The organism is Corynebacterium gottingense (assembly GCF_002285125.1).
Classification (GTDB): Bacteria; Actinomycetota; Actinomycetes; order Mycobacteriales; family Mycobacteriaceae; genus Corynebacterium; species Corynebacterium gottingense.
This window is the reverse complement of sequence record NZ_NSGN01000009.1, coordinates 1-25934: the sequence shown is the minus strand read 5'-3', so window position 1 is coordinate 25934 and position 25934 is coordinate 1. Positions and strand designations below refer to the sequence as shown.

Below are 25934 nucleotides of genomic sequence, written 5' to 3'. Positions count from 1 at the left end.
GCAAACCGTTACCAAAAAATTGAACATTCGGAGCTTGGCTCCCCCTCTTTTCAACCGTATAAGGACCAGTAACCATGGCTGACAACGAAATGACTCCGGCGGACGACCGCCGAGTGGGGTCGACGGCTGCGCCTGCGCAGCCCGAGGTCCAGTCCGCTACCGGTACGCCGCCGCAAAACACCAAGGCGGCCCCGGTGGAAACGACCTCCGGCGCGGGCGTGAAGCGCCCGGGCGACCGCGTATTTGAATTCCTCTCGACCGCCTCGGCAACGCTGATCACCGTGATCATCATCGCGATCGGCCTGTTCCTGGTGATCCAGGCGATCCCGCCGCTGAGCCGAAACGAAGGCGGCGTCGGTGGCTTCTTCACCTACGGCGGCAACTGGCAGACTGCCAACCTGGACGCAATGCAGTTCGGTATCCCGAACCTGTTCTTCTCCACCGTGATGATCTCCCTCATCGCGCTGATCCTCGCCATGCCGGTCGCACTCGGCATCGCGCTCTTCCTCTCCAACTACGCGCCGAAGAACCTGGTGCGCCCCCTGGGCACCCTCGTGGACATGCTCGCTGCGGTCCCCTCCATCGTGTACGGCCTCTGGGGCGCGCAGGTGCTCGGCCCGGCCCTGGGCAAGTTCTACGAGTGGATCAACTCCTGGGGCGGCGGCTTCTTCCTGTTCGCCACCTACCAGAATTCCCCGCCGTTCTCCACGGCCCGCAACATGCTCACCGGTGGCATCGTCTTGGCCATCATGATCCTGCCGATCATCGCGGCCACCGCCCGCGAGATCTTCGTCCAGACCCCTCCGGGGCAGATCGAGTCCGCACTGGCGCTCGGCGCAACGCGCTGGGAAGTCATCCGCATGACCGTCATCCCGTTCGGCCTCTCCGGCTTCATCGCCGGCTCCATGCTCGGCCTCGGCCGCGCGCTTGGTGAGACGATGGCGCTCTACATGGTGGTCGCGCCGGCCAATGACTTCCGTGGTTCGCTCTTTGACGGTGGCACCACCTTCGCTACCGCCATCGCGAACGCATCCGCAGAGTTCAACAACCCGATCTCTGCTGGTGCCTACATCGCGGCAGGCCTTGTCCTGTTCGTGCTGACCTTTGTTGTCAACTCGATCGCCCGCGCGATCGTCAACAAGAAGTAAGGCAGGCAAGCGAATGTCTACAGCAGTTCCCAACAACGCCGGTGCTCAGGGCGCGGGCAACGCGACGGCCAACGTGGCGTCGAAAAGCACTCGCTCCGCGAAAGACAACCCCTTCACCGACATCTCCTCGGGCCGTAAGACCATGAATTCCCTCATGGGCGGCCTCATGTGGGCGTGCATGATTCTCGCGCTCATCCCGCTGCTCTGGCTGCTGATCACCGTGATCGTGCGCGGCGCGCCAGCCGTGTTCGACCTCGGCTGGTGGACCAGCGACATGATCGGCGTGCGCATTTCCAAGGAAGGCGGCGGCGCCCTCCACGCCATCGCCGGTACGCTGATGCAGACGCTCATCGCGTCGCTGATCTCCATCCCGATCGGCGTGTTCACCGCTGTCTACCTGGTCGAATACTCCAACGGCAACAGGCTGGGCAAGCTCACCACCTTCATGGTGGACATCCTCTCCGGCGTGCCGTCCATCGTCGCCGCGCTGTTCGTCTACGCCCTCTGGATCACCATCCTGGGCATGGACCGCTCCGGCTTCGCCGTCTCGCTCTCACTCATCCTGCTGATGGTCCCGCTGGTGGTGCGTAACACCGAGGAGATGCTCCGCGTCGTCCCGATGGACCTGCGCGAGGCGTCGTACGCGCTCGGCGTGCCGAAGTGGAAGACCATCCTGCGCATCGTGCTGCCGACCGCCCTGTCCGGCATCGTCACCGGCATCATGCTCGCAGTGGCCCGCGTCATGGGCGAGTCCGCTCCGGTGCTGATCCTCGTCGGCTCCACCCCGGCACTGAACTGGTTCGGCCTGTTCGGCGAGCCGCAGTCCTCGCTTCCGCTGTTCATGCTCGAAATGTGGAAGTCCGGTGCAACCGGCTTTGCCGCAGAACGCCTGTGGGGCGCAGCCCTCACCCTGGTAGTCATCGTCGTCGTGCTCAACCTGCTCGCACGCGCGATTGCCAAGAAGTACTCCGTGAAGAAGTAACCGCCCCACACAACCATCATCTGAGGAGAATCCCCGATGTCTAAGCTCGAACTCAACGACGTCAACATCTACTACGACGACTTCCACGCCGTCCGCGACGTCAACATGAAGATCCCCGCACAGGCCGTCACCGCCTTCATCGGCCCGTCCGGCTGCGGCAAGTCCACCGTGCTGCGCACTCTGAACCGCATGCACGAGGTCATCCCCAAGGCCAGCGTCAAGGGCGAGATCCTGCTCGACGGCCACAACATCTACGGCAAGAACGTGGACCCGGTGTCCGTCCGCAACACCATCGGCATGGTGTTCCAGAAGGCGAACCCGTTCCCGACCATGTCCATCGAGGACAACGTTGTCGCTGGCCTGAAGCTCTCCGGCGAGAAGAACAAGAAGAAGCTCAAGGAGGTCGCCGAGGAATCTCTCCGCGGCGCGAACCTGTGGGACGAGGTTAAGGACCGCCTGGACAAGCCGGGCGGCGGCCTCTCCGGCGGCCAGCAGCAGCGCCTCTGCATCGCCCGCGCGATCGCTGTGCGCCCCGAGGTCCTGCTCATGGACGAGCCCTGCTCCGCGCTCGACCCGATCTCCACCCTCGCGGTGGAGGACCTCATCCACGAGCTGAAGGCCGACTACACAATCGTCATCGTGACCCACAACATGCAGCAGGCAGCCCGTGTGTCCGACAAGACCGCGTTCTTCTCCCTCGAGGCAACCGGCAAGCCGGGTAACCTGGTCGAGTTCAACGACACGACCACCATCTTCGAGAACCCGGAGAAGAAAGAGACCGAGGACTACATCGCCGGCCGCTTCGGCTAAGGGCCGACAGTCCCCGCAGAAAGTACGGCGCCCCGGAGCAATCCGGGGCGCCGTCGCATGTCTCGGTACTACTTGCGGGTAAAGCGCCGCTCGATCGTGGCGAACTTTTCCTTCAAGTCGTAATCGCCGTCGCGCTGCTCCCGGTACTGTTCCGGCTGCAACCCGGTGACCAGGAAGACGATGCGGTTGCCCACGTTGACGCAGCGGTCGGCGAAGCGCTCGTAGTACCGCACCATCATGGCCACATCCACGGCCTCCCGGTTGCTGTACTCCCACTCCGGGGCGGTGACCAGGTTGAGTAGATACGCCTTCATGTCGTCCATGTCCTCGTCGATCGTGTGCAGCTGCGCCGCGCATTCCGCGTCGGGGTGGAGGAGGAGCTCGCGGGTCTGGGCCACCATGGCGTCGGAGAGCCGCGCCATCTCCTCCATGAAGCCGGCGAGCGGGCCGGGCACTACGGCATCCGGGTGGCGTGCGCGCGTGAGCGTGGCCACGTGCATGGCGAGGGAGCTCATGCGCGACAGGTTTTCCACAATGTAGATCGACGACAGCACCTGTCGCAGGTCAGAGGCCACGGGGCTCTCGAGCGCAAGCAGGCTCATGCCGCGCTCCTCGCACCGGGTCTTGAGCTCGCGCAGTGCGTCGACCTGCGACAGCGTGTCTTCCGCGCCCTCGAGCGACTGGCGCAGCAAGGCCTCGGAGGCCTGCGCCATCGCCGCCCGCACCCGGTCACACATTTCGAGCAGGTCCGCGTTGAACGCCTCGAGGTGCTCGCGGTACGCGGTCCGCAGCTGCGTCGGGCCGTCATGCTTATCGACGCCACCGTCACCGCCGTCACCCGCCTCGCCTGCGTGGGCCGGCTCGGCGTGCTCCGAGGGCTCCTCGGGCTCGCGTGCGTTCGGTGCCTCCGGGCTACCCGCCGTTGTTTTCAATTTCCGCGCCCTGTGGGACAGCGTCATCTTCGGGATCATCCAACCATCCTTCTGGCAGCGCGACTTTGGAGGACCCGCCCTGGCGGCCGCGCGCGCTGTCAGCTTGCTCCGCCTTCGCATCAGAATCTGCAATCGGTGCCAGCCGGTCCCACAGCTGGCCGAGTGACGTCACCTGCGCGAGCTCCTTGCGGAACTCACCGCCCACGGGGAATCCGCGCAGGTACCAGCCGGTGTGCTTGCGGATGTCGCGGCAGGCGTGCTCCTCGCCGTCGTGGTCCGCCAGCAGTTCCGCGTGACGGTAGAGGATCCTGGCAACCTTGCCCAGCGTCGGTTCCGCGGGAACTGCTTCGCCGCGTAGCTGCGCGCCGAGTTGGGCGAACAGCCACGGTCTTCCGAGGCACCCGCGGCCGACCTCGACGCCGTGGCAGCCGGTCTCCTGCATCATCCGCTGCGCGTCGCCGGCAGCAAAGATGTCGCCGTTACCAATGACGGGCACGCCGGTGCCGTCCATGTGCTCGACCAGCCGGGCGATCTCGTCCCAGTGTGCGGTGCCGGAGTAGCGCTCCGCCGCGGTGCGGGCGTGCAGGGCGACGGCGGCCGCGCCCTCCTCGGCGGCAATGCGGCCAGAATCCAGGTGGGTGTGGTGCTCAGCATCAATGCCCACGCGGAACTTCACGGTGACGGGGATGTCGGTCCCCTCGGTCGCGCGCACGGCGGCGGCGACGATGTTGCCAAACAGGCGGCGCTTGTAGGGGATAGCGGAGCCGCCGCCCTTGCGGGTGACCTTGGGGACGGGGCAGCCGAAGTTCATGTCGACGTGGTCGGCGATGTTTTCCTCCACGATCATGCGCACCGCGTCATACGTGAACTTGGGGTCCACGGTGTAGAGCTGCATCGAGCGCGGCGTCTCCACGTCCGCGAAGGTGGTCATGTGCAGTGTCTTCGGGTTGCGGGCCACCATGGCGCGCGCGGTGATCATTTCGCAGACGTAGAGCCCGGAGCTGGTTCCGGTGAGCTCCTGCTCGATCTCGCGACACAGGACGCGAAATGGCATGTTGGTCACCCCGGCCATGGGGGCCAGGATGACGGGGGAGTCCAGGTCCATCCCGCCGATGCGTAGCGCGGGGCCTGCGCTGGTCGTCGGTGCTGTCATGGTTCTCTATTGTTCCTGTTGGGAGGGGATAAGCGCAATTCGTTGGTGGCCCTGTGGCGTGGAGGCGAGAGGGGTCGCAGTGCGTACTGTTCCACCCCCTTTGGGGGTGACGTCGGGGGATTGGGGGTCTGGTTTGTGGGGGTGGAGTGGCGTCGATAAGCGTCCTGAAGCCCCCGCGACCTGCGAAGCTGCTGGTAATACCAATTTTCGGGGTGGTGCGAAGCGGAGAGGTGTGCGCGCTCACGTGCTGGCAATGCGGGATAGGTCACAATACAGTGGAGTTGTTATTCCGTACCGACGAACACAAGTGAGGGATGAACATGGGCGACCGTATCGCCAACGCAAAGCTTCGTGACAAGGTCATGACCGCCGAGGAGGCGGGCCAGTTTGTCAACCACGGCGACAAGGTTGGCATGTCCGGCTTCACCGGCGCCGGCTACCCCAAGGCCATGCCGGGCGTCATCGCAGAGAAGGCGAAGGCCGCGCACGACAAGGGGCAGGACTTCAGCATTGACGTCTACACGGGCGCGTCCACGGCACCGGAGTGCGACGGCGTGATGGCGGAGGCGGGCGCGCTGCGCTACCGCATGCCGTACCAGTCGGACCCGACCATGCGCGGCAAGATTAACGCCGGCGAGATGAAGTTCCAGGACATCCACCTGTCGCACTCCGGCATGATGGTGGAGCAGGGCTTCTTCGGCGAGGTTGACCTGGCCATTGTCGAGGCAGTCCGTATTACGGAGGAGGGCAACATTGTGCCGTCGTCCTCCGTGGGTAACTCCGTGGAGTTCCTCAACGCCGCGAAGAAGATCATCATTGAGGTCAACGAGTGGCAGTCCGAGGAACTTGAGGGCATGCACGACATCTGGACTGTGCCGCCGCTGCCGAACCGCATCCCGATCCCGATTACCAAGTGTGGCGACCGCATCGGCACCTCCTTTATCGAGATCGACCCGGAAAAGGTCGTCGCCGTGATCCACACCAACGACCCGGACCGCAACGCCCCGTTCAAGGCCCCGGACGAGATCTCCGAGCAGATCGCCGGCAACTTCCTGGACTTCCTGGAGAACGAGGTCAAGGCCGGCCGCCTGGCGTACGACGGCTACGTCATGCAGTCCGGCGTGGGCAACGTCCCGAACGCCGTGATGGCGGGCCTGATGGACTCCAAGTTTGAGAACATCCAGGCCTACACCGAGGTGATCCAGGACGGCATGGTCGACCTGATCGACGCGGGCAAGATGACCGTCGCCTCCGCGACCTCGTTCTCCCTCTCCCCGGACTACGCGCACAAGATGAACGAGGAGGCCGCGCGGTACCGCGAGTCCATCATCCTGCGCCCGCAGTCCATCTCCAACCACCCGGAGGTTATTCGCCGCACGGGCCTGATTGCCTCCAATGGCATGATCGAGGCGGACATCTACGGCAACGCGAACTCCACGCACATCAACGGCTCCCGCCTGATGAACGCGCTGGGCGGCTCCGGCGACTTCACCCGCAACGCCTACATCTCCTCCTTCATCTCCCCGTCGGTGGCCAAGGACGGCGCGATCTCCGCGATCGTGCCGATGGTCTCGCACGTTGACCACACCGAGCACGACGCCATGGTCTTCATTACCGAGTACGGCGTGGCCGACCTGCGCGGCCTGGCCCCGCGCGACCGTGTGTCCAAGATGATCTCCATCGCCCACCCGACGTACCGCCCGCTGCTTGAGGAGTACGTCGAGCAGGCTGCCAAGTGCAAGTACCAGGCCACCCCGCACGACCTGCGCCACGCCTTCGACTTCCACAACCGCATCATGGAGACGGGCACGATGCAGAAGTAGGTGAGCCCTTTCGCCCGCGCTACCCCCGTTTTGTTCATGCAGGTAGCGCGGGCGTTTGGTTGCGTGCGTCGGTCAATTTCCGCCCCGCGTATGTGGCCCGCTACTATATTTCGCATGGGCCTTTAGCTCAGCTGGTAGAGCTACGGACTTTTAATCCGCAGGTCGCGGGTTCGATCCCCGCAGGGCCCACCGTGAATACCCTCGGTCTTTCCCGGACCGGGGGTTTGCGCGTATGTAGGGGGCAAGGTGCTTATCGACGCCCCCGTAATCCCATCCCGCCATCACCCAAGCACGCCAAACTTTTTAGGTATGACTAATTGCTTGTAAACTCCTGTACAAGCCGAGTACACTTGTTGGCCAGTCGAGTTGCAGAAACATCGCGTTCGCCGCGAACAGCCCGCTGCTGTGGCTGGTACCGATTGGTCTCCTTGCTGCCGTTGGTGGCCCGCTGTCCCAGCAGTTCGGCCCGCAGATCAACCAGGCATTTGGCCAGATCACCGGCCAGATCAACCAGAAGATCCGCGAGAACACGCCGGACCTGCCGGACGTGGGCATGGGTGGCAACAACAAGCCCGAGTGGTACCGCCAGCTAGAGGCCCAGGCAGACGCCGTGAACCAGCAGTTTGCTGGCCTCCAACAGCAGTACGCCGGTGTGGGCGAGCAGCTGCGACCGCTGGGCATCGGCCTGGCCGTCATCGGTGCCGCAGCCGTCGGCATCGCGCTGATCAACCAAGCATGTAAGCCGGAAGGCTTCGACGGCTGGACCAGCTCGTCCAAGGGCGATAACGGGATGACCACCGTGCGCCCGGAGGGCGCGGATGAGGCGTCGTCCCTCGGCGGTTCGTCCTCGAAGGACGGCAAGACCGAGAAGTAAGTCGCGCACCAAGGCCCGGGCACTCGTCCGGGAATGAACTGCTCCCCACTAGCCGGACGGAGGCATCAGTGCCCGGCTGGTGGGGAGCTTTGCGTCGGGCGCTGCAGCGCTTTAGGCGCAGATACCGATAGTAAGACCCCGACAACACGCTCCTGGCGGGCGAAATCGGGGTCTTAGTATCGGTATCTAGCGTTTGGGAGGGCCCGGACCCGCGCAGGCGTGGCTCGGGCCGGCACGGAAGGGCAGCGTGGGCGTCGAAAAGCGACTGCCTCTTAGGACTTCACCATCCGCTTGATGGCCAGCATGGCTTCGGCGACCTTCTCGTCGGCCTGGTCGTCGCCCGCGGCGAGCGCGCCCTTCACGCAGTGGTTGAGGTGGTCCTCCAACAGGGCGAGGCCGAGGTTTTCCAGGGCGGAGTCGATCGCCGCGATTTGGGTGAGGATGTCAATGCAGTACTGGTCCTCATCCACCATCCGGTGAATGCCGCGCACCTGTCCCTCGATGCGCTTGAGGCGGGCGAGGTAGCGGGACTTCTCATCAAAGTAGCCGTGCTGGCACGAGTCTTCTTGCATGCGGTCATCTTAACCGACCTCTACCAGGGGGGTGAGAAACGCGGTGTGCGCAGCCGTTTTGCCATTGCCACAGGCGATGAACTAGATTGGATCAAGTCGCTAGCCCCCATCGTCTAGAGGCCTAGGACTCCGCCCTTTCACGGCGGCAACACGGGTTCGAATCCCGTTGGGGGTACCAGTGATCCCCGTTACGGTGGGGGTTGCAGTGCGATGGCCCTGTGGCGCAGTTGGTTAGCGCGCCGCCCTGTCACGGCGGAGGTCGCGGGTTCAAGTCCCGTCAGGGTCGCCAAATATCAAGCCAGTTCCCAAGCGCGGGAGCTGGCTTTTTGCGTTCCAGGGGGAGTGTGGTTTAGTCGCCCAAAGAAGTCCCTGACACCTGTTGCACCACTACGGCTAGTCCTTTACTGTTGTCTGTGATACTTGTCATAGCCTGGATAGGAGTTTGGGGATGTCTCACACAATACGGTTTGGGCGCACGCAGGCAGTGGTGGCGGTGCTACTGGCCATCGCGTGCGCCGCAATGTGGATGGCGCCAGCGTTCGCCACCGAATCGAGCACGGCGGTCAGCACCGAAACGAAGACGCTGTCGAGCTCGACGACGCGGGTGAAGGAGGGCAAGGGGGCGTCGGCAAGCACTGGCTCCGCCGACGCGAAAGCGGCGCTCATCCTCGACGCGTCCTTCTCCATGCTCGAGGAGGACGCGGATGGGCCGCGTATCGACGCCGCGAAGAAGGCCACGAACGAGCTGGTCGATTCCCTGCCGGACACCGCGAAGATGGGCCTACTCACGTACGGCGCGCAGGAATCGAATGCGCCCGACAACAGGGAGCGGGGCTGCAAGGACATCCAGCGTCTCGTCCCCGTGGACACGATAGACAAGGCGGAATTTAAGTCCGCTATCGACGGGCTGACGCCGAAGGGCTACACCCCGATGGGCAATGCGTTGCGCAAGGCCGCGGACGAACTGGGCAACGATGGTGAGCGCTCGATCATCCTGGTCTCCGACGGCATTGATACGTGCGCGCCGCCTGAAGTGTGCGACGTGGCCAAGGAACTCGCGGGGCAGGGCGTGGACTTGACCATTCACACCGTTGGATTCAAGGCCGATGAGGACGCCCGCGCGGAACTCGAGTGCATTGCCGAGGCCGGCGGCGGGCAGTTCCTCGAGGCAGCGGACTCGACGAGCCTGGCGGAGTCGTTGAAGTTCCTCTCCCAGCGCTCGGTAACCAAGTACCAGACGGCTGGCACTCACTTCGAGTTCTCGGACACGCCTGAAGACGCGAAATGGCTGGGGGAGGGGCAGTACCAGACCACGGTGACGCCTGACCGCGTCTCCCTGACCGACCGTTACTTCCGCATCTCTGTGCCGCCGCGCCATCACGCGCGAATGGTGTTCACGCCGATGCGGCAGACCGAAGGAAACTATGAGCACTCCCACCTGAAGATCGACCCCGCCGAGGTGACCAACCAGGGCGACCCGGAGTGCGGCTGGATCCCCACCACGCACACCGAGTTCGACTCCGGTGGGCCGGGCTTTGGCATCGACGCTGCGAACGCTTCTGTTGAACGCAACGACGAGGACGACATGGAATGCGACATGAGCGACATTCTGGTGAAGATGCAGATTTCCAACGACGGCGACGAGGTGAGCGACGACATCGCGCTCGAGGTCAACGTGTTCTACGAGCCGATCCCCTCGGACGAGCAAGCGACTGAGTGGAAGGATCGCCGCATCACCAGCGCCGGCGACTACCTGGGGGAGATGCCGATTGACAACCCGCAGCCCATTTCCGGCGGCACCGGGTTCAACGATGCGGTGGAGATCTCCGAGGGCTCGTACTCCGACACCATCATCCCGGGCGAGTTCAAGTTCTTCAAGATCCCGGTGACCTACGGACAGCGGCCCGTCCTCAGAGCGAAGACGCCGCCGTCTGTGGCACGCAACGCTGACGACATCGGCTTTGGAATTTTCGACCCGCTGCGCAACGAGGTTGCGGGCGGCAAGCTCATCTTCTTCGATGACGCGGAGGAGTCCGACCCGGAAACCTTGAACCAATACGTGTGGTACGACAGCAACACGCCGTACCAAGGCGACTACTACATCTGGTTCGGCATGGGATGGGTGACCGATGGCTACGACATCGCGGGTGTGGACCAGCCGTACGAGTTCGAGGTCGTCATGGACGGTGAGCCTGCCAACGGCGGCCCAGATTGGACGCCCACGCACGAGGACGGGCCAGAGCCCTCGGACGAGCCGATCAAGTTTAACGCGGCGGACAACACCGCCGAGACATCCGCTTCGCAGGAAGAGAGCAACAGTGACGAGGAGATTAACGTGGCGAACGACGAGCAGGATGGCGGCTTCGGGATCGTGCCGGCGCTGCTTGGTGGCGTGCTGGTGCTCCTGCTGATCGCCGCAGCAGTCGTGTTCTTCATCGTGCGCAAGCAGCGCGGCGACCGGCTGTAGGCGGGTAAAGGCCGGTTGCGCGGGCGTCATCCCCGGAAGGTAAAGGGCCCCGCACCGTTGCCCGAATGAACTCGGGAACGGTGCGGGGCCGAATAGCGCCCGGGCGGGCGCGCGGAAGAAGTCCCGCCACACAGTTTTAGCGGACTATGGTGGAGCCGGTTCCGGTGCCGTTGAGCGGGTCGTCGGTTTCGGCAGTTGCGGGGTCGCCGGCCGTGGCACCCGGCCAGGTGCCGGCTTCGATCATGCGCTGCTTGCGCTCCACCCAGAAGTCGGCGTTCTTGATGCCCAGCGCCTCGGGGTCGAACTGCGGGTCCAGCCCGGCCTTCTTCTGGCGGCGGTAGTCCCACAGGCACTTCAGGGCGGGGACCTGGAGGAAGATGATCGCTACGATGTTCAGCCACGCGGTGGCGCCGACGCCGATGTCGCCAAGCGCCCAGGCGGTGCCCGGGGTGGTGGTGGCCCCGACGAAGACGGCGATGATGATGAGGGCGCGCAGCAACCAGATGATGGCCTTGCGGGCCGCCTCGTTCTTCACCCAGCGGTTCAGGTACGTGAAGTTTGTCTCCGCCATGTAGTAGTAGGCCAGCACCGTGGTGAAGGCGAAGAACATGATGGCAAGGGCGATGAACGCTGGCCCCAGCCCGGACGCGATGGAGTTCAGGCCTTCCTGGACGAAGCCGGGGCCGACAGCGACGCCGTCGGGCAGGGAGCCGTCGTAAAGCACGGCCCCATCCTCGGACTGTCCCTCGAAGACCTTGTACATGTCGGTGGAAATGATGATGAATGCGGTGGCCGAGCAGACGAACAGCGTGTCCACGTAGACGGCGAAGGCCTGGACGAAGCCCTGCTTGGCGGGGTGCGAGACCTCGGCGGCTGCCGCGGATTGCGGGCCGGTGCCCTGGCCGGCCTCGTTGGAGTAGATGCCACGCTTCACGCCCCACATAATGGCCGCGCCCAGCATGCCGGAGAACGCCGCTTCCTTGTCAAAGGCCGCACGGACGATGGTGCCAAAGACCTCGGGGATCTGTGACGCGTTGGCGAACAGCACCACGATCGCAATGATGATGTAAATGCCGGCCATGAACGGCACAACCATCGACGCGAACGTTGCGATGCGCTTGACGCCGCCGATGATGATGAACGCGAGCATGATCGCCATGATGGTCGCGGAGATCCACACGTTGACGCCCCAGGCGTTGTCCACGGCGGCCGCGACACCGTTGGCCTGGATGCCGGGCAGGAAGTAGGAGGTTGCCAAGAGCATGCAGACCGCGAAGATGATGGCGTAGACCAGCATGAACGGCTTTGCGGCGGTGTGCTTGTAGGTCTTCTCAATGTAGTAGGCGGGGCCGCCGCGGTACTCGCCGGTGTCCCGGTCCGTTTCCTTGTAAATCTGTGCCAGGCAGCACTCGATGAACGAGGTCGCTGAGCCCAAAAGCGCCACCAGCCACATCCAGAACACAGCGCCCGGGCCGCCGAATGCGATGGCGGTGGCGACGCCGGCGATGTTGCCCACGCCGACGCGGCCGGCCAGGGAGATCATGAGTGACTGGAACGAGGAAATGCCTTGGTCCGAGCTCTCGCCGGATTTGAGCTGCCGGATCATGTCGGGGAAGCAGCGGATCTGCAAAAACAGTGTCGCGAGCGTGAAATAGGCGCCCGCGCCGAGGCAGAGATAGACGAGCCAGTTTGACCATATGACGCTATTGACGGTGTCAATAAAGCCTTCCATGGAGCCCTCCTTACAGGGTTGACCTGGGGTAAATGTGCGGTACCCATGAATCTAAACCATCGAGTTGTGCTGTGGGTCACTTTCGTGAAAAAATTATTGCTAATCACTCAGGCGCGTCATCTGTGGTGTAGAAAACTACGCGGAGGTGGGCCCGCCGTGCGATCCCGATGAACGTGAAAGGACTTCAATGGAGACAACCCCACCGCAGCCGCACTCGCGGCGCCGGTTCAGCCCCGCCTGGCCGGTCAAGGACTTGCCCGCCGGCTCCAGTGTGCTCATCCAGGGACTGAGCGACGACGGTCCAAACGGACCGGAAGCGGCCGGCGCCCCAGACGCGGACCCGAAGCCCAAGGCGGTCTGGCGCTTCTTTGTATATAGCGCGATCGGCCTGTTCGCGTTCTTCATCCCGTTTTCCGTGGGCGGCTCGAAGTCGACGATCCTGCTGGACCACATCGTCACCTGGATCACCAGCACCCTCGGCGATGGCACCCACTACCTGGCGCTGCTGGCCATCATCGTGGGCACGGTCTACCAGTTCGTGACGGGAAGGTGGAAGGAGGACTTCGCCCGCACGGTCTTCGCCCTCTTGTCCGTGCTGGCGATCGTGCTGTGCGCGATGCTCACTTTCGGGTTCGGCCCCTCCTGGCTGTTCAACCCGGACATCGGCCCGTTCATCCTGGATAAGCTGGTCATCGCGGTCGGTCTGCTCATCCCGGTCGGCGCGATCTTCCTCGGCCTGCTCGTCGGATTCGGCCTGATGGAATTTATCGGCGTGCTCGTCCAGCCGATCATGCGCCCGGTGTTTCACACGCCCGGCAAGTCCGCGGTGGACGCGGTGGCGTCCTTCCTCGGCTCCTACTCGCTGGGCCTGCTCATCACGGACCGCATGTACAAAAACGGCAGCTACAACGGCCGCGAGGCCGCGATCGTCGCGTCTGGCTTCTCCACTGTGTCCGCGACCTTCATGGTCATCGTGGCCAAGACGCTGGACATGATGGAGCACTGGAACGCGTACTTCTTCATCACCTTCATCATCACGTTCATCGTCACCGCGATCGTGGTGCGCATCCCACCGATTACCCGCATCCCCGAGGAGTACGCGCCGGGCGCCACCCCGCACCCGGAGAAGCCAATTACCGGCAACCGATTCAAGGCCGCGTGGCGCGAGGCGAAGAAGGAGCTCAACCGCGCCGAGCCGCTGCACAAGGTCTTGTGGGTGAACTTCCGTGACGGCCTCATCATGGCCGTGCAGGTCACCCCGGGCATCATGTCCGTCGGCGCAATCGGCTTGGTCCTGGCCACTTACACGCCGGTGTTCAAGGCGCTGGGCGTCGTGTTCTTCCCCATCGTGTGGCTACTGCGCTTGCCGGACCCGTGGGCCACCTCGGGCGCGCTCGCCACGGGCCTTGCAGAGATGTTCCTGCCGGCCACGCTCACCGCGGGCACGGACGACATGGTGCTCAAGTTCACCATCGCCGTGGTGTGCGTGAGCCAGATCTTCTTCTTCTCCGCGATGGTGCCCGCGGTGCTGGCCACGGACATCCCGCTCAACATCGGGAAGATGATCGCCATCTGGTTCATCCGCGTCGTGCTCACCGTGCTGATCACGGTGCCGGTGGCCCACCTGCTGTTCTAGGGGCCTTTTGCTTATCGACGCCCCGTGGCCCCCACCACCGCGTCATCTATCAACCGCGCCGCGGCCTTTGCGGTGCGGTTATCCACGTCGAACTCCGGGTTGAGCTCCACGACGTCCAGGAGCGCAACCCGGCCGGTGGAGGCCACCGCGGCGACCATCGCGCGCAACGCGGCGTAGTCCACCCCGAACCCGGCGGGCGCGGACACCCCGGGCGCCACGGCGGCCGGCAGCACGTCCAGGTCAATAGACAGGTGGATCGGCAGGTCCCCCTCCACGGCGGCGAGGGCGCGCTCGGCGGCCTCGCGCACCGTCATTGCCGCCAGCTCCGTGTCCAGCACCGTGGTCACGCCGAGCTGCTCGGCGGTATCGAAGAGCACCTTGGTGTTGTTGGGTCGCGAGATGCCGAAGACGGAGTAGTCGAAGTCGTCCCCCACCAGCTCCGCGATCTGTCTGAATGGCGTGCCGGAGGTCGGCCGGTCGGCGGTGCGCAGGTCGAAGTGTGCGTCGAAATTGATCACCTGCATCGGCCCGAGCGCCTCGTACGCCCCGCGGTGGGTGGCAAAGGACGTCTCGTGTCCGCCGCCGAGCACGACCGTCATGCCGGCCGGGCCCTGCGCGGCGACCAGGTCGCGGACGCGGTCGGACACCTCGCGCTGTGCGGTCTCGAGGTCGTCGTCTTGGGTGGTGACGGTGCCGGCGTCGATAAGCTTTCGCGGCTCGTGCACGGCGAGCGAGCCGAGCGCGGCGCGCAACGCGGCGGGGCCTTGCGCGGCGCCCTGGCGGCCGCCGTTGCGCTCGACGCCCTCGTCGGATGCGAAGCCGATGAGGTGGACGGCGCCTGCAGTAGGGCCGGCCGCAGTGTCGACCGTGCTGTGCCAACGGGCGTGCTCGGGGCCCGGGCCGTCGTTGCGACCAGACCAATCGGATGCGGGGGAGAACAGTGGAGCGGTAACGGTATTCATGCCACCCGAGCCTAGCGCCGTTGCATACTAGGCGGGATGAATTCACCACAAGTTCCGGCCGCGCACAATGTCCTGCGCATCCTCGCCCTGCTGTCTGCCTCGGACGTGCCGCTTTCCGCCACCCGCATCCAGCGCGAGCTGGGTCTCCCGCGCTCGAGTACGTACCACTTGCTCCGCGAGCTGGAGGATTCCGGCTTTGTGGTCCATTTGAGCCAGGCGGGCACCTACGGGTTGGGGCTGGCCTCGTACCGCATGGCGCAGGCGTACACCACGCAGCAGCCGCTGGTGCGCCTGGCCACCGCGCCGCTCGCCCGGATTGCGGAGCTGGCCGGCGGGTCAGCGCACCTCACCAGGCTCGCCGGCGCCGAGACCGTCTACCTCCACGAGGTGCGCGCGCCGGGCGCCGCCTCGCTGGTCACGGAGGTCGGCGTGCGCCTGCCCACGCTCTCCACCGCCTCGGGGCGCATCATGCTTGCGCATCTGCCGGAGCCGGAGCTGCGCGCGGTGTTCAATGCTTCCGGGTCGCGCCGCAGCTTCCGCGAGTGCAAGGAGGAGCTGCACGCTTATCGACGCCAAGGGTGGGCCACAGAATCCCAAGATGTCTCCCGCGGGCAGGAGTCGGTCGCCGTGGCGGTGCTCGACCACCTCTCGCGCCCGGCGGCCGCGCTGGCGGTGACGTACCCGGTTGGCAGCGCCGACGAGCGAAAGCTGGCGTCCGCGCTTGCCGACGCCGCCGCGCACCTGCGCGCACATTTCTTCGGCCAGTTATGAGATTGAACACATTCATGGTCTATTATCGCGCCCATGACAAACAAGCAGACAGTTTCAGTAGGAATCGGCGCGCTGACCATCGAGGACGTCGTCGCCGTCGCCCGCCACGGCGCTGAGGTGGCCATCGACCCGGCCGCGCTCGAAGAAATCGCCAACACCCGCACCCGTATCGAGGAACTCGCCGCAGACCCCACCCCCGTCTACGGCGTCTCCACCGGCTTCGGCGCGCTTGCCACCCGCCACATCCCCGAGGAGCTGCGCGCCCAGCTGCAGGTCTCGCTCGTGCGCTCCCACGCCGCCGGCTCGGGCCCCGAGGTCGAGGAAGAGGTCATCCGCGCGCTCATGCTGCTGCGCCTGTCCACCCTGTGCACGGGCCGCACCGGTGTTCGCCCCGTCGTTGCAGAGACGTACGCGGCGGCGCTGAACGCGGGCATCACCCCGGTCGTGCGCGAGTACGGCTCGCTCGGCTGCTCCGGCGACCTCGCGCCGCTGGCCCACTGCGCGCTCGCCCTGCTGGGGGAGGGCGAGGTCCGCGTGCGAGGCGGCGAGGTCGTGCCAGCGGCGGACGCGCTGTCCCAGGCGGGGATTGAGCCGCTCGTCCTGCGCGAGAAGGAGGGCCTGGCACTCATCAACGGCACCGACGGCATGCTCGGCATGCTGTGCCTGGCCATCGCGGACCTGCGCGAAGCTGCCAAGGTGTCCGACATCGCCACCGCCATGACCGTGGAGGGGCTCACCGGCACGCTCACCGTATTCGACGACGACCTTCAGCAGCTGCGCCCGCACCCGGGGCAGGCCGACGCCGCATACAACATCCGCACCGTGGCTGCTGGCTCACCGATTTTGGCGGCGGCGCGCGAGGAGTTCAAGGCCACCCGCGTGCAGGACGCGTACTCCGTGCGCTGCACGCCGCAGGTTGCCGGCGGCTTGCGCGACACGCTCGCGCACGTCACCAACGTGGCGAACCGGGAGCTCGCCTCCGCCATCGACAACCCGGTGGTGACCAAGGACGGCCGAGTGTCCTCTAACGGCAACTTCCACGGCGCGCCGGTGGCCTACGCGTTGGACTTCTTGGCCATTGTGGTCGCCGACTTGGCGTCGATTAGCGAGCGCCGCTCCGACCGCTTCCTTGACCCGGCCCGCAACCGCGGGCTCAACGCCTTCCTTGCCGACGACCCCGGCGTTGACTCCGGCCACATGATCGCGCAATACACGCAGGCGGGCATTGTCAGCGAGCTCAAGCGCAACGCCACGCCCGCTTCCGCCGATTCGATCCCATCGTCCGCGATGCAGGAGGACCACGTGTCTATGGGTTGGGCCGCGGGGCGCAAGCTGGGCCGCAGTGTCGACGGGCTGCAGCGTGTGCTCGCCGTGGAGATCCTCACCGCCGCGCGCGCCCTGGACATGCGCGAGGGTGAGCCGGCAGCCGGTACCGCGGCAGCGATTGGGGCGCTTCGTGCGCTTGTCGACGCCCCCGCGACCGATCGCTTCCTCGCCCCGGAGATGGAGCATTCCGTGCAGCTGGTGAAGGGCGGTGACTACGTGGCGGCCGTGGAAGCCGTGGTCGGCGAGCTGCGGTAGGGGCTCGCGGGTGTCTCGCATACGAGACACCCCGCCGTATATCACCCTTTTGCCCACTTGTGATGACCGTTACTCTCATTACCGTAAGTCGGTTGGACAACACGAAAGGACATTTCCATGGCGAAGAACTGGTCTGAAGGCGCGCGCGAGGTCCGTGCACCGCGAGGCACTGACATCACCGCGAAGTCTTGGCAGACTGAGGCCCCGCTGCGCATGCTGCAGAACAACCTCGACCCAGAGGTTGCGGAGCGCCCGGACGACCTCGTCGTCTATGGCGGCACCGGCCGCGCCGCGCGCAGCTGGGAGGCGTTCGACGCGATTGTGGAAACCCTGAAGGACCTCGAGTCCGACGAGACCCTGCTGGTGCAGTCCGGCAAGCCGGTCGGCGTGTGGAAGACCAACGAGTGGGCCCCGCGCGTGCTCATTGCCAATTCCAACCTGGTCGGAGACTGGGCGAACTGGGAGCACTTCCGCAAGCTCGAGGACGAGGGCCTGATGATGTACGGCCAGATGACGGCCGGTTCCTGGATCTACATTGCCACCCAGGGCATCCTGCAGGGCACCTACGAGACGTTCGCGGCAGTGGCGAAGAAGCGTTTCGACGGCACCCTCGCCGGCACCCTCACGTTGACCGGTGGCTGCGGCGGCATGGGCGGCGCGCAGCCGCTGTCCGTCACCCTTAACGGCGGCGCCTGCCTCATCGTGGACGTCGACGAGGCCCGCCTGAAGCGCCGCCAGGGCAAGCGCTACCTCGACGAGGTCACGACTGACCTCGAGGAGGCCATCAAGCTGGTCACCGAGGCGAAGGAGGAGAAGCGCGCCCTGTCCGTCGGCCTGGTGGGCAACGCCGCCGAGATCTTCCCGGAGATGCTGCGCCGCCACCGCGCGGGCGAGCTGACCGTGGACATCGTGACGGACCAGACCTCCGCCCACGACCCGCTGTCCTACCTGCCCACTGAGATCCCGTTCGAAAACTGGGATGCTGAGGCGGACGAGGACCCGACCACCTTTACCAAGAAGGCTCGCGAGGCCATGGCCACGCAGGTCCAGGCCATGGTGGAATTCCAGGACGAGGGTGCCGAGGTGTTCGACTACGGCAACTCCATCCGCGACGAGGCGCGCAAGGCCGGCTACACCCGCGCCTTCGAGTTCCCGGGCTTCGTCCCGGCGTACATCCGCCCGCTGTTCTGCGAGGGCCTCGGCCCGTTCCGCTGGGTCGCGCTGTCGGGCGACCCGGAGGACATCAAGGTCACCGACCAGGCCATCAAGGAGGCTTTCCCGGAAAACGAGCACCTGCACCGCTGGCTCGACGCCGCCGAGGAATACGTCGAGTTCGAGGGCCTGCCGGCCCGCATCTGCTGGCTGGGCTACGGCGAGCGCGCCAAAGCCGGCGTGATCTTTAACAACCTGGTCAAGGAGGGCAAGGTCAAGGCGCCGATTGTCATCGGCCGCGACCACCTGGACTCCGGCTCCGTGGCTTCCCCGTATCGCGAGACCGAGTCCATGCTCGATGGCACCGACGCCGTCGCTGACTGGCCGCTGCTCAACGCCATGACCGCGGTCTCCGGCGGCGCGACCTGGGTGTCCATCCACCACGGCGGCGGCGTGGGCATGGGCCGCTCGATTCACACCGGCCAGGTCACCGTCGCCGACGGCACCGAGCTCGCCGAGGCGAAGCTCAAGGCCGTGCTTACTAACGACCCGGGCATGGGCGTGATCCGCCACGTGGACGCCGGCTACTCCCGTGCCAACGAGGTGGCCAAGGAGCGCGGCGTGCGCATCCCCATGGAGTTCCACGCGCGCGACAAGTAGAAAGGAACCCATGAGTACCCTTATCACCGGAATTTCAGAGCTCCGCACCGTCTCAGAGCTCGGGACCATCAAAGACGCCGCATTGCTTATCGACGATGGCGTGGTCGCCTGGGCCGGCCCCGCCGACGAAGCCCCGGCGGAGGCGAACAACGCCGAAACCGTGGACGTGGGCAACCGCGCCGTCCTGCCCGGCTGGGTGGACTCGCACACGCACATGGTTTTCGACGGCAACCGCGCCGAGGAGTTCGAGGCCCGCATGGCCGGCGAGTCCTACGCCGCCGGCGGCATCGCAGTGACCATGGAGGCCACCCGATCCGCTGGCGAGGAGCGCCTGGACCAGCTGGTGGCCGAGCGCGTTGCGGCCGCCCACGCGCTGGGCACCACCACCTTCGAGACCAAGACCGGCTACGGCCTCAACGTCGAGTCCGAGGCGGAGGCCGCGCGCGTGGCCTCGCGCCACGTCGACGAGGTCACCTTCCTCGGCGCCCACCTCGTGCCGCCGGGGGAGGAGGCCGACGAGTATCTCGAGCAGGTCGTCGGCCCGATGCTGGAGGCGGTGAAGGACCATGTGCAGTGGATCGACGTCTTCTGCGAGCGCGGAGCGTTCGACGAGGCGCAGTCCCGCCGCGTCCTCGAGGCCGGCAAGGCCGCGGGCCTGGGCGTGCGCGTCCACGGCAACCAGCTCGGTGAGGGCCCCGGCGTGAAGCTCGCCGTGGAGCAGGGGGCCGCCAGCGTCGACCACGTCAACTACCTCTCCGAGGAGGACATCCAGCTCCTCGCCGGTTCCGACACTGTCGCCACGCTGCTGCCCGCTTGCGACCTGTCTACGCGCGAGGAGCTCGCGCCGGGCCGAGCGCTTCTCGACGCCGGCGCCACCGTCGCCATCGCCTCCAACCTCAACCCGGGCACGTCCTTCACCTCCTCGATGAACTTCTGCGTGACCACCGCGGTCCTGCAGCAGCGCCTCACCCTCGACGAGGCCATCGAGGCCGCGACCACGGGCGGCGCGAAGGCGCTGCGGCGCCACAACGTCGGCGGAGGCAAGGACCCGCAGGGCCGCCCCGCGAAGGGCACACTCGCGCCGGGCGCGGCGGCGGACCTGCACATCCTGGACGCCGACAACGCCATCAACCTGGCGTACCGGCCCGGCATGCCGATCACCTGGCAGACCTGGGTCGCCGGGAAGAAGGTGTACGGGTAGGGGCGGCTCGCGTGGGCGTCGATAAGCATCTGCGACGGCTACACTCCACGGTGTGAACCACCAAGTAGCTGCGGCAGACGCCCACGACGCCATCGTCGTCGATCACAACCTGGCCCTGGTTTCCCGTGCCGAATGCGTCATCGACCTCGGCCCAGGCGTCGGCTCTGCTGGTGGCAAGGTGGTGGCTGCGGGAACGGTGCGAGAGCTCGTCGACAAGCATGCGCACACCGGGTCCGAGACCGGGCGGTACCTCGCAATGCAGGAGTCCTAGCGCGCCGCCCGGAAATGGGGTCTGTGCAGGCGATTTGCTTGCTCGCACGGGGTCTGTGTAATGTATCAACTCGTGCGAGCGACAGTGCAACACACTGAAGGAATCGCACAGACAACACAATAATGGCCCTGTGGCGCAGTTGGTTAGCGCGCCGCCCTGTCACGGCGGAGGTCGCGGGTTCAAGTCCCGTCAGGGTCGCTGAACTGCCTGAGCAGTTCTGGCTAGATAGCTCAGTCGGTAGAGCACACGCCTGAAAAGTGTGGGGTCGCCAGTTCGATCCTGGCTCTAGCCACACTCCAGCCCCTCCACATTGTGGAGGGGCTTCGTGCTTTCGGTAGGCTGGGCCACCGATTGAGCGAACACTCTCCGACGGACTTCTCAGAAGGAGCGATCATGCCCGAGACTTCACAAGCAAACGTGGAACTGTCCAAGAATGAGGACAAAAGTCAGTACGAGATCCACGTGGACGGCGAGCTCGCCGGTTTTGCCACCTACAAGGACAGCGGCACCGCACGCGAGTTGCCGCACACCGTCGTGGACCCGAAGTTTCGCGGCGAGGGCCTGTCCAAGCCGTTGATCAAGTTCGCGCTTGACGACGCCCGCGCGGACAACCTCAGCGTTGTCCCGTCCTGCCCGGCGGTCGCCCGCTACATCGTGCAGAACCCAGAGTACAAGGACCTGGTGGAGTAAGCGCCCTAGATGACGTACTGACCGTTGTCGAAGTAGCTGTCCGGGTCCACCAGGCGCCGCAGCTCCGTATCCTTGCGCTCGCGCGCCTTCGCTGGGATGCCCACGGCAATCGAGTTCTCGGGAATGTCCTTGGTCACCACGGCGTTCGCGCCGACGGCCGAGTTCGCCCCGATCGTGACAGGACCGAGCACCTTCGCGCCCGCGCCAATGGTGACGTTGTCTCCAATCGTCGGGTGCCGCTTGGTCTGCGTCAGCACCTGCCCGCCGAGGGTGACGCCGTGGTAAAGCATGACGCCGTCGCCGATCTCGGCTGTCTCGCCGATGACAATGCCCATCCCGTGATCGATGAAGAATCGGCGGCCAATGGTCGCGCCCGGGTGAATCTCAATCCCGGTAAAGAAGCGGTTGGCCTGCGCGAGGATGCGCGCCGCGCCCTTCCATTCCCGCTCCCACATCCAGTGGCAGATGCGGTGGACCCAGATCGCGTGCAGCCCGGAATACACCACCGCGTTTTCCAGATCGCCGCGCGCTGCGGGGTCGTGCTCCCTGGCGTTGGCCAGGTCTTCTCTCATGCGGGAAATTACGCTCAGCATGACGGGTAGTCTACCTACTCTTTTCGGACAACCGCGCAAATAAAAAAGCACCACGGGGTGGTGCTTTTCGACGCCGCGCAGTCCGCGGCCAACGCCTCCGCTAGTCGCGGATGTCCTCGAAGAGGATGGTGGAGACGTAGCGCTCGCCGAAGTCCGGGATGATGACCACGATGGTCTTGCCCTCGTTCTCCGGGCGCTCGGCCAGCTCGAGTGCGGCCTTCACGTTCGCGCCGGCGGAGATGCCGGCGAGGACGGCGTCCTCGCGAGCCAGCTCGCGGGAGGTGGACACGGCGTCCTCGTTGGAGACGGTGATGATCTCATCGATCTGGTTACGGTCAAAGGTGCCCGGGATGAAGTTGGCGCCCAGACCCTGGATCTTGTGCGGGCCGGCCTCGCCGGTGGACAGCAGCGGGGACGCAGCGGGCTCGACGGCCACGTTCTTCACGTCCGGCTTCTGCTCCTTGAGGTACTTGCCGGCGCCGGAGATGGTGCCGCCGGTGCCCACACCCGCGACGAGGATGTCGACCTCGCCGTCGGTGTCGTTCCAGATCTCCGGGCCGGTGGTGGCGTAGTGGATGGCCGGGTTGGCCTCGTTCTCAAACTGGCGAGCCAGGATCGCGCCTTCATCATTAGCCACGATCTCGTCGGCCTTCTCCACGGCGCCCTTCATGCCGGCCGCGCCCGGGGTGAGGACGATCTCTGCGCCGAACGCGCGCAGGACCACGCGGCGTTCAATGGACATGGTCTCCGGCATGGTCAGGATGACCTTGTAACCCTTGGCCGCGCCAGCCAGTGCGAGGGCGATACCGGTGTTGCCGGAGGTTGCCTCGACGATGGTGCCGCCCGGCTTCAGGTCGCCTGACTTCTCAGCGGCCTCAATGATGGCCTTACCAATGCGGTCCTTCACCGAGTTTGCCGGGTTGTAGAACTCCAGCTTGGCCAGCACGCGGGCCTTGGAATCCTTGGACACACCGTGCAGTTCAACCAGCGGGGTGTTGCCGATGAGCTCGAGGACGTTGTTGGCGATCTTTGCCATGGTGATCAGCTCCTTGCTGTTCATATCCAAATCCGTTGTGCGGCCAACTATACACGGATAAAACAGACTATGTAGTCTCACCGGAGTAGACTGAACAGTCTGGTTGGAGCGGGGAGGGGGCGCGGGGGCGTCGATAGGCGAAGGCCCACCGCCCCCAAAAACCACACCCGCGCGTGTAAATACAGCGGGAGGGGTGAACTTTGGCTACCCCCAAAGTCGCGTTATGATGGTTGGGATTCAACGTCAAGTTCAACTCGCGGGTGGCCCCGTGGGGACACTCAGATGGGTGGAAGGCTCAACAGCAATGACCATGGACGCACAGCGGATCAAGGACGATGACGACGCGATTCGGGCAGCCCTGACGGCGCTGAAGACGGCGACCGGCATCCCCGTTGCCATGTACGGCACGCTGCTGCCGGACAACAGGCTGCAGATCACCCAGTGGATCGGGCTGCGCACTCCCGCGCTGCAGGACCTCGTGCTAGACACCGGCTCCGGCGTCGGCGGTCGCGTGGTGAGTACGCGGCGCGCCGTTGGCGTCTCGGACTACACGCGTGCGGCGGTCATTTCGCACGAGTACGATAAGCAGATTCAGGACGAGGGGCTGCACTCCGTTGTCGCTGTCCCGGTCATCGTGCTGCGCGATATTCGCGGTGTCCTCTATGTTGGCGTCCACTCGCCGGTGCGGCTGGGGGAGAAGGTGATCGAGGAGGTCGCGATGACGGCGCGCACCCTCGAACAGGAGCTGGCCGTGAACGCCGCGCTCCGCAATGCCGACGGTGGCAAGGGAACGGCCAAGGTGGGGCGCGTGATGAACGGCGCGGAGTGGGAGCAGATCCGCTCCACGCACTCCAAGCTGCGCATGCTGGCCAACCGGGTCGACGACGACGCGCTCCGCAAGGAGCTCGAGCAGCTGTGTGACCAAATGGTCTCGCCCGTCCGCGTCAAGCAGTCGACCAAGCTCTCGGCCCGCGAGCTGGACGTACTGTCCTGCGTAGCGCTCGGCCACACCAACGTCGAGGCGGCAGAGGAAATGGGCATCGGCGCCGAGACCGTCAAGTCCTACCTGCGCAGCGTGATGCGCAAACTCGGCGCGCACACCCGCTACGAGGCGGTCAACGCCGCGCGCCGCATCGGTGCCTTGCCGTAACGCTTTTTGCTTATCGACGCCACGCCGCACCCCGAGTTGAGTACAGTAGGCCCCGTGAAAGAGCGATTTCTTGTAACAGGCGGTAACCGACTCGAAGGCGTGGTCAAGGTCGACGGCGCGAAAAACAGTGTGCTGAAGCTGATGGCTGCGGCACTCCTCGCGGAGGGCACGACGACGCTGCACAACTGCCCCGAAATCCTCGACGTTCCGCTCATGCGCGACGTGCTCATCGGGCTCGGCTGTGACGTCGACATCGACGGCTCGACCGTCCGCATTACTACCCCGGCCACCGTCTCTCCCCGCGCCGACTTCGATGCGGTACGCCAATTTCGCGCCTCCGTCGCCGTGCTCGGGCCGTTGGTGGCGCGCTGCCATGAGGCATACGTGGCGCTGCCGGGCGGCGACGCGATCGGTTCGCGACCGCTGGATATGCACCAATCCGGCCTGGAGAAGCTGGGGGCTACGACGCACATCGAGCACGGCGCCGTCGTTGCGCGCGCCGAGAAGCTCACGGGTGCGAAGATCAGTCTGGACTTTCCGTCTGTCGGCGCGACCGAGAATATCCTCACCGCGTCTGTCCTAGCGGAGGGGCAAACGGTGCTGGACAACGCCGCGCGCGAGCCCGAAGTCGTCGACCTCTGCGACATGCTGAACTCCATGGGCGCGAAGATCAGCGGCGCTGGCACCTCCACCATCACCATCGACGGTGTGGACGAGCTGCGTCCCACCGAGCACTCCGTGGTGGGCGACCGCATCGTGGCGGGTACCTGGGCATACGCGGCCGCGATTACCCGCGGCGACATCACTGTGACCGGTATCGCCCCGCGCCACCTGCACCTTGCGCTGTCCAAGCTCAAGCTCGCGGGCGCCAACGTGGAAACCTACGAAAACGGGTTCCGCGTCCGCATGGACCAGCGCCCCAAGGCCGTGGACTACCAGACCTTGCCGTTCCCCGGGTTCCCGACGGATCTGCAACCCATGGCCATCGCCATCAGCGCGATCGCCGAGGGCGTCACCGTGATCACGGAGAATGTGTTCGAGGCCCGCTTCCGCTTTGTCGACGAGATGCTTCGCCTGGGTGCCGACGCCAATGTCGACGGCCACCACGTGGTGATCAGGGGAGTGGAAAACCTCTCATCGACTGACGTGTGGTCCAGTGATATTCGGGCCGGCGCCGGACTCGTGCTCGCTGGCCTGGTCGCTGATGGGCAGACAACCGTGCACGATGTCCACCACATTGACCGCGGATACCCCAAGTTTGTCGAGCAGATCAACGAGCTCGGCGGCAAGATCGAGCGTTCGCTTGCGTAAGCGCGTTCAAGTGACACCTTTAACGCGCGATTTAGGCCCCATACGCTGGGGATTTGTGTTGGTGTTTGGGTGTGTGTAACTTTATGTGAGTCAGCGAGACCGACAACGCCCCGCCAGACAGACTCCGCAAGGGAGTAAAGCTGGTGAGATGGCGGTCAGGAAAACGATCGCTGGCCGACATAAGAAAATATGGACTTCGGTCCGGTAGGGTCAAGGATTTGACTTTCGGATTGTGGTTTATGTAGTGTCGACAAAGTCGCTTTTTACAGCTGCTGAGCAAAATGCTTGGTGGTGGGTAAATGTGCGTGTGTTGTTTGAGAACTCGATAGTGTGCCAATGTACTTTTGTTTGTGGATTGGTTGCGTGCCTGTGTTGTGCTGGCTGCACGTTTTGTGTGGTTGGTGTGTGCCGGTGGCGCTGCTTGTGA

At 65.1% G+C, this 25934-nt stretch carries 23 protein-coding genes and 5 tRNA genes; 20 read left to right on the top strand and 8 right to left on the bottom strand.

Translation table 11 applies throughout. The annotated features are described in order from the left end of the window. Nucleotides 1–74: 74 nt before the first annotated feature. From pstC to pstB, 3 genes are all read left to right on the top strand, one after another. Nucleotides 75–1148: a phosphate ABC transporter permease subunit PstC gene (gene pstC / locus CKJ82_RS09135; RefSeq protein ID WP_095537877.1), complete on the top strand. Its 1074-nt coding sequence runs from the start codon at nt 75–77 to the stop codon at nt 1146–1148. A 142-nt stretch (nt 1149–1290) separates the two neighbouring features. Further along, nucleotides 1291–2130 (top strand): phosphate ABC transporter permease PstA, encoded by an 840-nt coding sequence (gene pstA, locus CKJ82_RS09130; RefSeq protein WP_240510751.1) that lies wholly within the window; start codon nt 1291–1293, stop codon nt 2128–2130. Between the two features lie 36 nt (nt 2131–2166). Next, entirely contained in the window at nt 2167–2940 is a 774-nt protein-coding gene (pstB, locus tag CKJ82_RS09125; protein WP_095278685.1) for a phosphate ABC transporter ATP-binding protein PstB, read from the top strand. A gap of 68 nt (nt 2941–3008) precedes the next feature. On the opposite strand, the gene CKJ82_RS09120 is transcribed toward pstB, so the two are convergent. Further along, nucleotides 3009–3731, bottom strand: a complete 723-nt coding sequence (locus CKJ82_RS09120) for a phosphate signaling complex PhoU family protein (RefSeq protein ID WP_095537963.1) — start codon at nt 3729–3731, stop codon at nt 3009–3011. A 121-nt stretch (nt 3732–3852) separates the two neighbouring features. Continuing rightward, nucleotides 3853–5025 (bottom strand): tRNA dihydrouridine synthase DusB, encoded by a 1173-nt coding sequence (gene dusB / locus CKJ82_RS09115; RefSeq protein WP_095278684.1) that lies wholly within the window; start codon nt 5023–5025, stop codon nt 3853–3855. A gap of 320 nt (nt 5026–5345) precedes the next feature. Here dusB and CKJ82_RS09110 point away from each other — a divergent pair, with 320 nt between their 5' ends. From CKJ82_RS09110 to CKJ82_RS09100, 3 genes are all read left to right on the top strand, one after another. Further along, complete coding sequence (locus tag CKJ82_RS09110; RefSeq protein WP_095537962.1) at nt 5346–6848, top strand: succinyl-CoA:acetate CoA-transferase ScpC; 1503 nt, start codon at nt 5346–5348, stop codon at nt 6846–6848. Nucleotides 6849–6964: 116 nt separating this feature from the next. Beyond that, nucleotides 6965–7037: transfer RNA gene (locus CKJ82_RS09105), tRNA-Lys, on the top strand. Nucleotides 7038–7401: 364 nt separating this feature from the next. Further along, nucleotides 7402–7722, top strand: coding sequence for a hypothetical protein (locus CKJ82_RS09100; RefSeq protein ID WP_095537876.1), 321 nt, complete (start codon nt 7402–7404; stop codon nt 7720–7722). 272 nt (nt 7723–7994) lie between these two features. On the opposite strand, the gene CKJ82_RS09095 is transcribed toward CKJ82_RS09100, so the two are convergent. After that, a complete protein-coding gene (locus CKJ82_RS09095) occupies nt 7995–8294 on the bottom strand; it encodes a metal-sensitive transcriptional regulator (RefSeq protein ID WP_095279017.1) in 300 nt (99 codons plus the stop codon). A 102-nt stretch (nt 8295–8396) separates the two neighbouring features. Here CKJ82_RS09095 and CKJ82_RS09090 point away from each other — a divergent pair. The 3 genes from CKJ82_RS09090 (at nt 8397) to CKJ82_RS09080 (ending at nt 10761) form a co-directional block, all read left to right on the top strand. After that, a tRNA-Glu gene (locus tag CKJ82_RS09090) sits at nt 8397–8472 on the top strand. Nucleotides 8473–8506: 34 nt separating this feature from the next. Further along, nucleotides 8507–8583: transfer RNA gene (locus CKJ82_RS09085), tRNA-Asp, on the top strand. Nucleotides 8584–8742: 159 nt separating this feature from the next. After that, nucleotides 8743–10761: a vWA domain-containing protein gene (locus CKJ82_RS09080; RefSeq protein ID WP_095537875.1), complete on the top strand. Its 2019-nt coding sequence runs from the start codon at nt 8743–8745 to the stop codon at nt 10759–10761. A 136-nt stretch (nt 10762–10897) separates the two neighbouring features. Here the strand turns inward: CKJ82_RS09080 and CKJ82_RS09075 are convergent, their stop codons facing one another. Further along, entirely contained in the window at nt 10898–12493 is a 1596-nt protein-coding gene (locus CKJ82_RS09075) for an alanine/glycine:cation symporter family protein (protein ID WP_095537874.1), read from the bottom strand. Nucleotides 12494–12680: 187 nt separating this feature from the next. Between CKJ82_RS09075 and CKJ82_RS09070 the strand changes: the two genes are divergently transcribed. Then, entirely contained in the window at nt 12681–14129 is a 1449-nt protein-coding gene (locus CKJ82_RS09070; RefSeq protein ID WP_095537873.1) for a YjiH family protein, read from the top strand. An 11-nt stretch (nt 14130–14140) separates the two neighbouring features. Here the strand turns inward: CKJ82_RS09070 and hutG are convergent, their stop codons facing one another. Next, nucleotides 14141–15091, bottom strand: a complete 951-nt coding sequence (hutG, locus tag CKJ82_RS09065) for a formimidoylglutamase (RefSeq protein ID WP_095537872.1) — start codon at nt 15089–15091, stop codon at nt 14141–14143. Nucleotides 15092–15127: 36 nt separating this feature from the next. On the opposite strand from hutG, the gene CKJ82_RS09060 reads away from it, so the two are divergent. From CKJ82_RS09060 to CKJ82_RS09025, 8 genes are all read left to right on the top strand, one after another. Then, nucleotides 15128–15862 carry an IclR family transcriptional regulator gene (locus CKJ82_RS09060; RefSeq protein ID WP_095537871.1) on the top strand — a complete coding sequence of 245 codons (735 nt, stop codon included), beginning with the start codon at nt 15128–15130 and terminating at the stop codon, nt 15860–15862. Nucleotides 15863–15895: 33 nt separating this feature from the next. Continuing rightward, nucleotides 15896–17443 (top strand): histidine ammonia-lyase, encoded by a 1548-nt coding sequence (hutH, locus tag CKJ82_RS09055; protein ID WP_095537870.1) that lies wholly within the window; start codon nt 15896–15898, stop codon nt 17441–17443. Nucleotides 17444–17560: 117 nt separating this feature from the next. Next, entirely contained in the window at nt 17561–19255 is a 1695-nt protein-coding gene (hutU, locus tag CKJ82_RS09050; protein WP_095537869.1) for a urocanate hydratase, read from the top strand. Between the two features lie 10 nt (nt 19256–19265). After that, entirely contained in the window at nt 19266–20456 is a 1191-nt protein-coding gene (gene hutI / locus CKJ82_RS09045) for an imidazolonepropionase (protein WP_095537868.1), read from the top strand. A gap of 52 nt (nt 20457–20508) precedes the next feature. Further along, the gene (locus CKJ82_RS09040; protein WP_095537867.1) at nt 20509–20727 is read left to right on the top strand and encodes a hypothetical protein; all 219 of its coding nucleotides are present in this window, start codon (nt 20509–20511) and stop codon (nt 20725–20727) included. Nucleotides 20728–20851: 124 nt separating this feature from the next. Beyond that, nucleotides 20852–20925 (top strand) — tRNA-Asp (locus tag CKJ82_RS09035). Nucleotides 20926–20946: 21 nt separating this feature from the next. Next, a tRNA-Phe gene (locus tag CKJ82_RS09030) sits at nt 20947–21019 on the top strand. 101 nt (nt 21020–21120) lie between these two features. Continuing rightward, nucleotides 21121–21417: a GNAT family N-acetyltransferase gene (locus tag CKJ82_RS09025; protein WP_095537866.1), complete on the top strand. Its 297-nt coding sequence runs from the start codon at nt 21121–21123 to the stop codon at nt 21415–21417. A 5-nt stretch (nt 21418–21422) separates the two neighbouring features. On the opposite strand, the gene epsC is transcribed toward CKJ82_RS09025, so the two are convergent. Next, entirely contained in the window at nt 21423–22010 is a 588-nt protein-coding gene (gene epsC / locus CKJ82_RS09020; RefSeq protein WP_095279006.1) for a serine O-acetyltransferase EpsC, read from the bottom strand. Between the two features lie 100 nt (nt 22011–22110). After that, nucleotides 22111–23046, bottom strand: coding sequence for a cysteine synthase A (gene cysK, locus CKJ82_RS09015; RefSeq protein ID WP_095279019.1), 936 nt, complete (start codon nt 23044–23046; stop codon nt 22111–22113). Between the two features lie 310 nt (nt 23047–23356). Between cysK and ramA the strand changes: the two genes are divergently transcribed. Both ramA and murA read left to right on the top strand, forming a co-directional pair. Further along, nucleotides 23357–24196 (top strand): acetate metabolism transcriptional regulator RamA, encoded by an 840-nt coding sequence (ramA, locus tag CKJ82_RS09010; protein ID WP_095537961.1) that lies wholly within the window; start codon nt 23357–23359, stop codon nt 24194–24196. A gap of 54 nt (nt 24197–24250) precedes the next feature. Continuing rightward, a complete protein-coding gene (gene murA, locus CKJ82_RS09005; RefSeq protein ID WP_095537865.1) occupies nt 24251–25507 on the top strand; it encodes a UDP-N-acetylglucosamine 1-carboxyvinyltransferase in 1257 nt (418 codons plus the stop codon). A 237-nt stretch (nt 25508–25744) separates the two neighbouring features. Here the strand turns inward: murA and CKJ82_RS11960 are convergent. Beyond that, the coding region (locus CKJ82_RS11960) for a hypothetical protein (RefSeq protein ID WP_205691401.1) at nt 25745–25934 on the bottom strand (190 nt) is incomplete at its 5' end.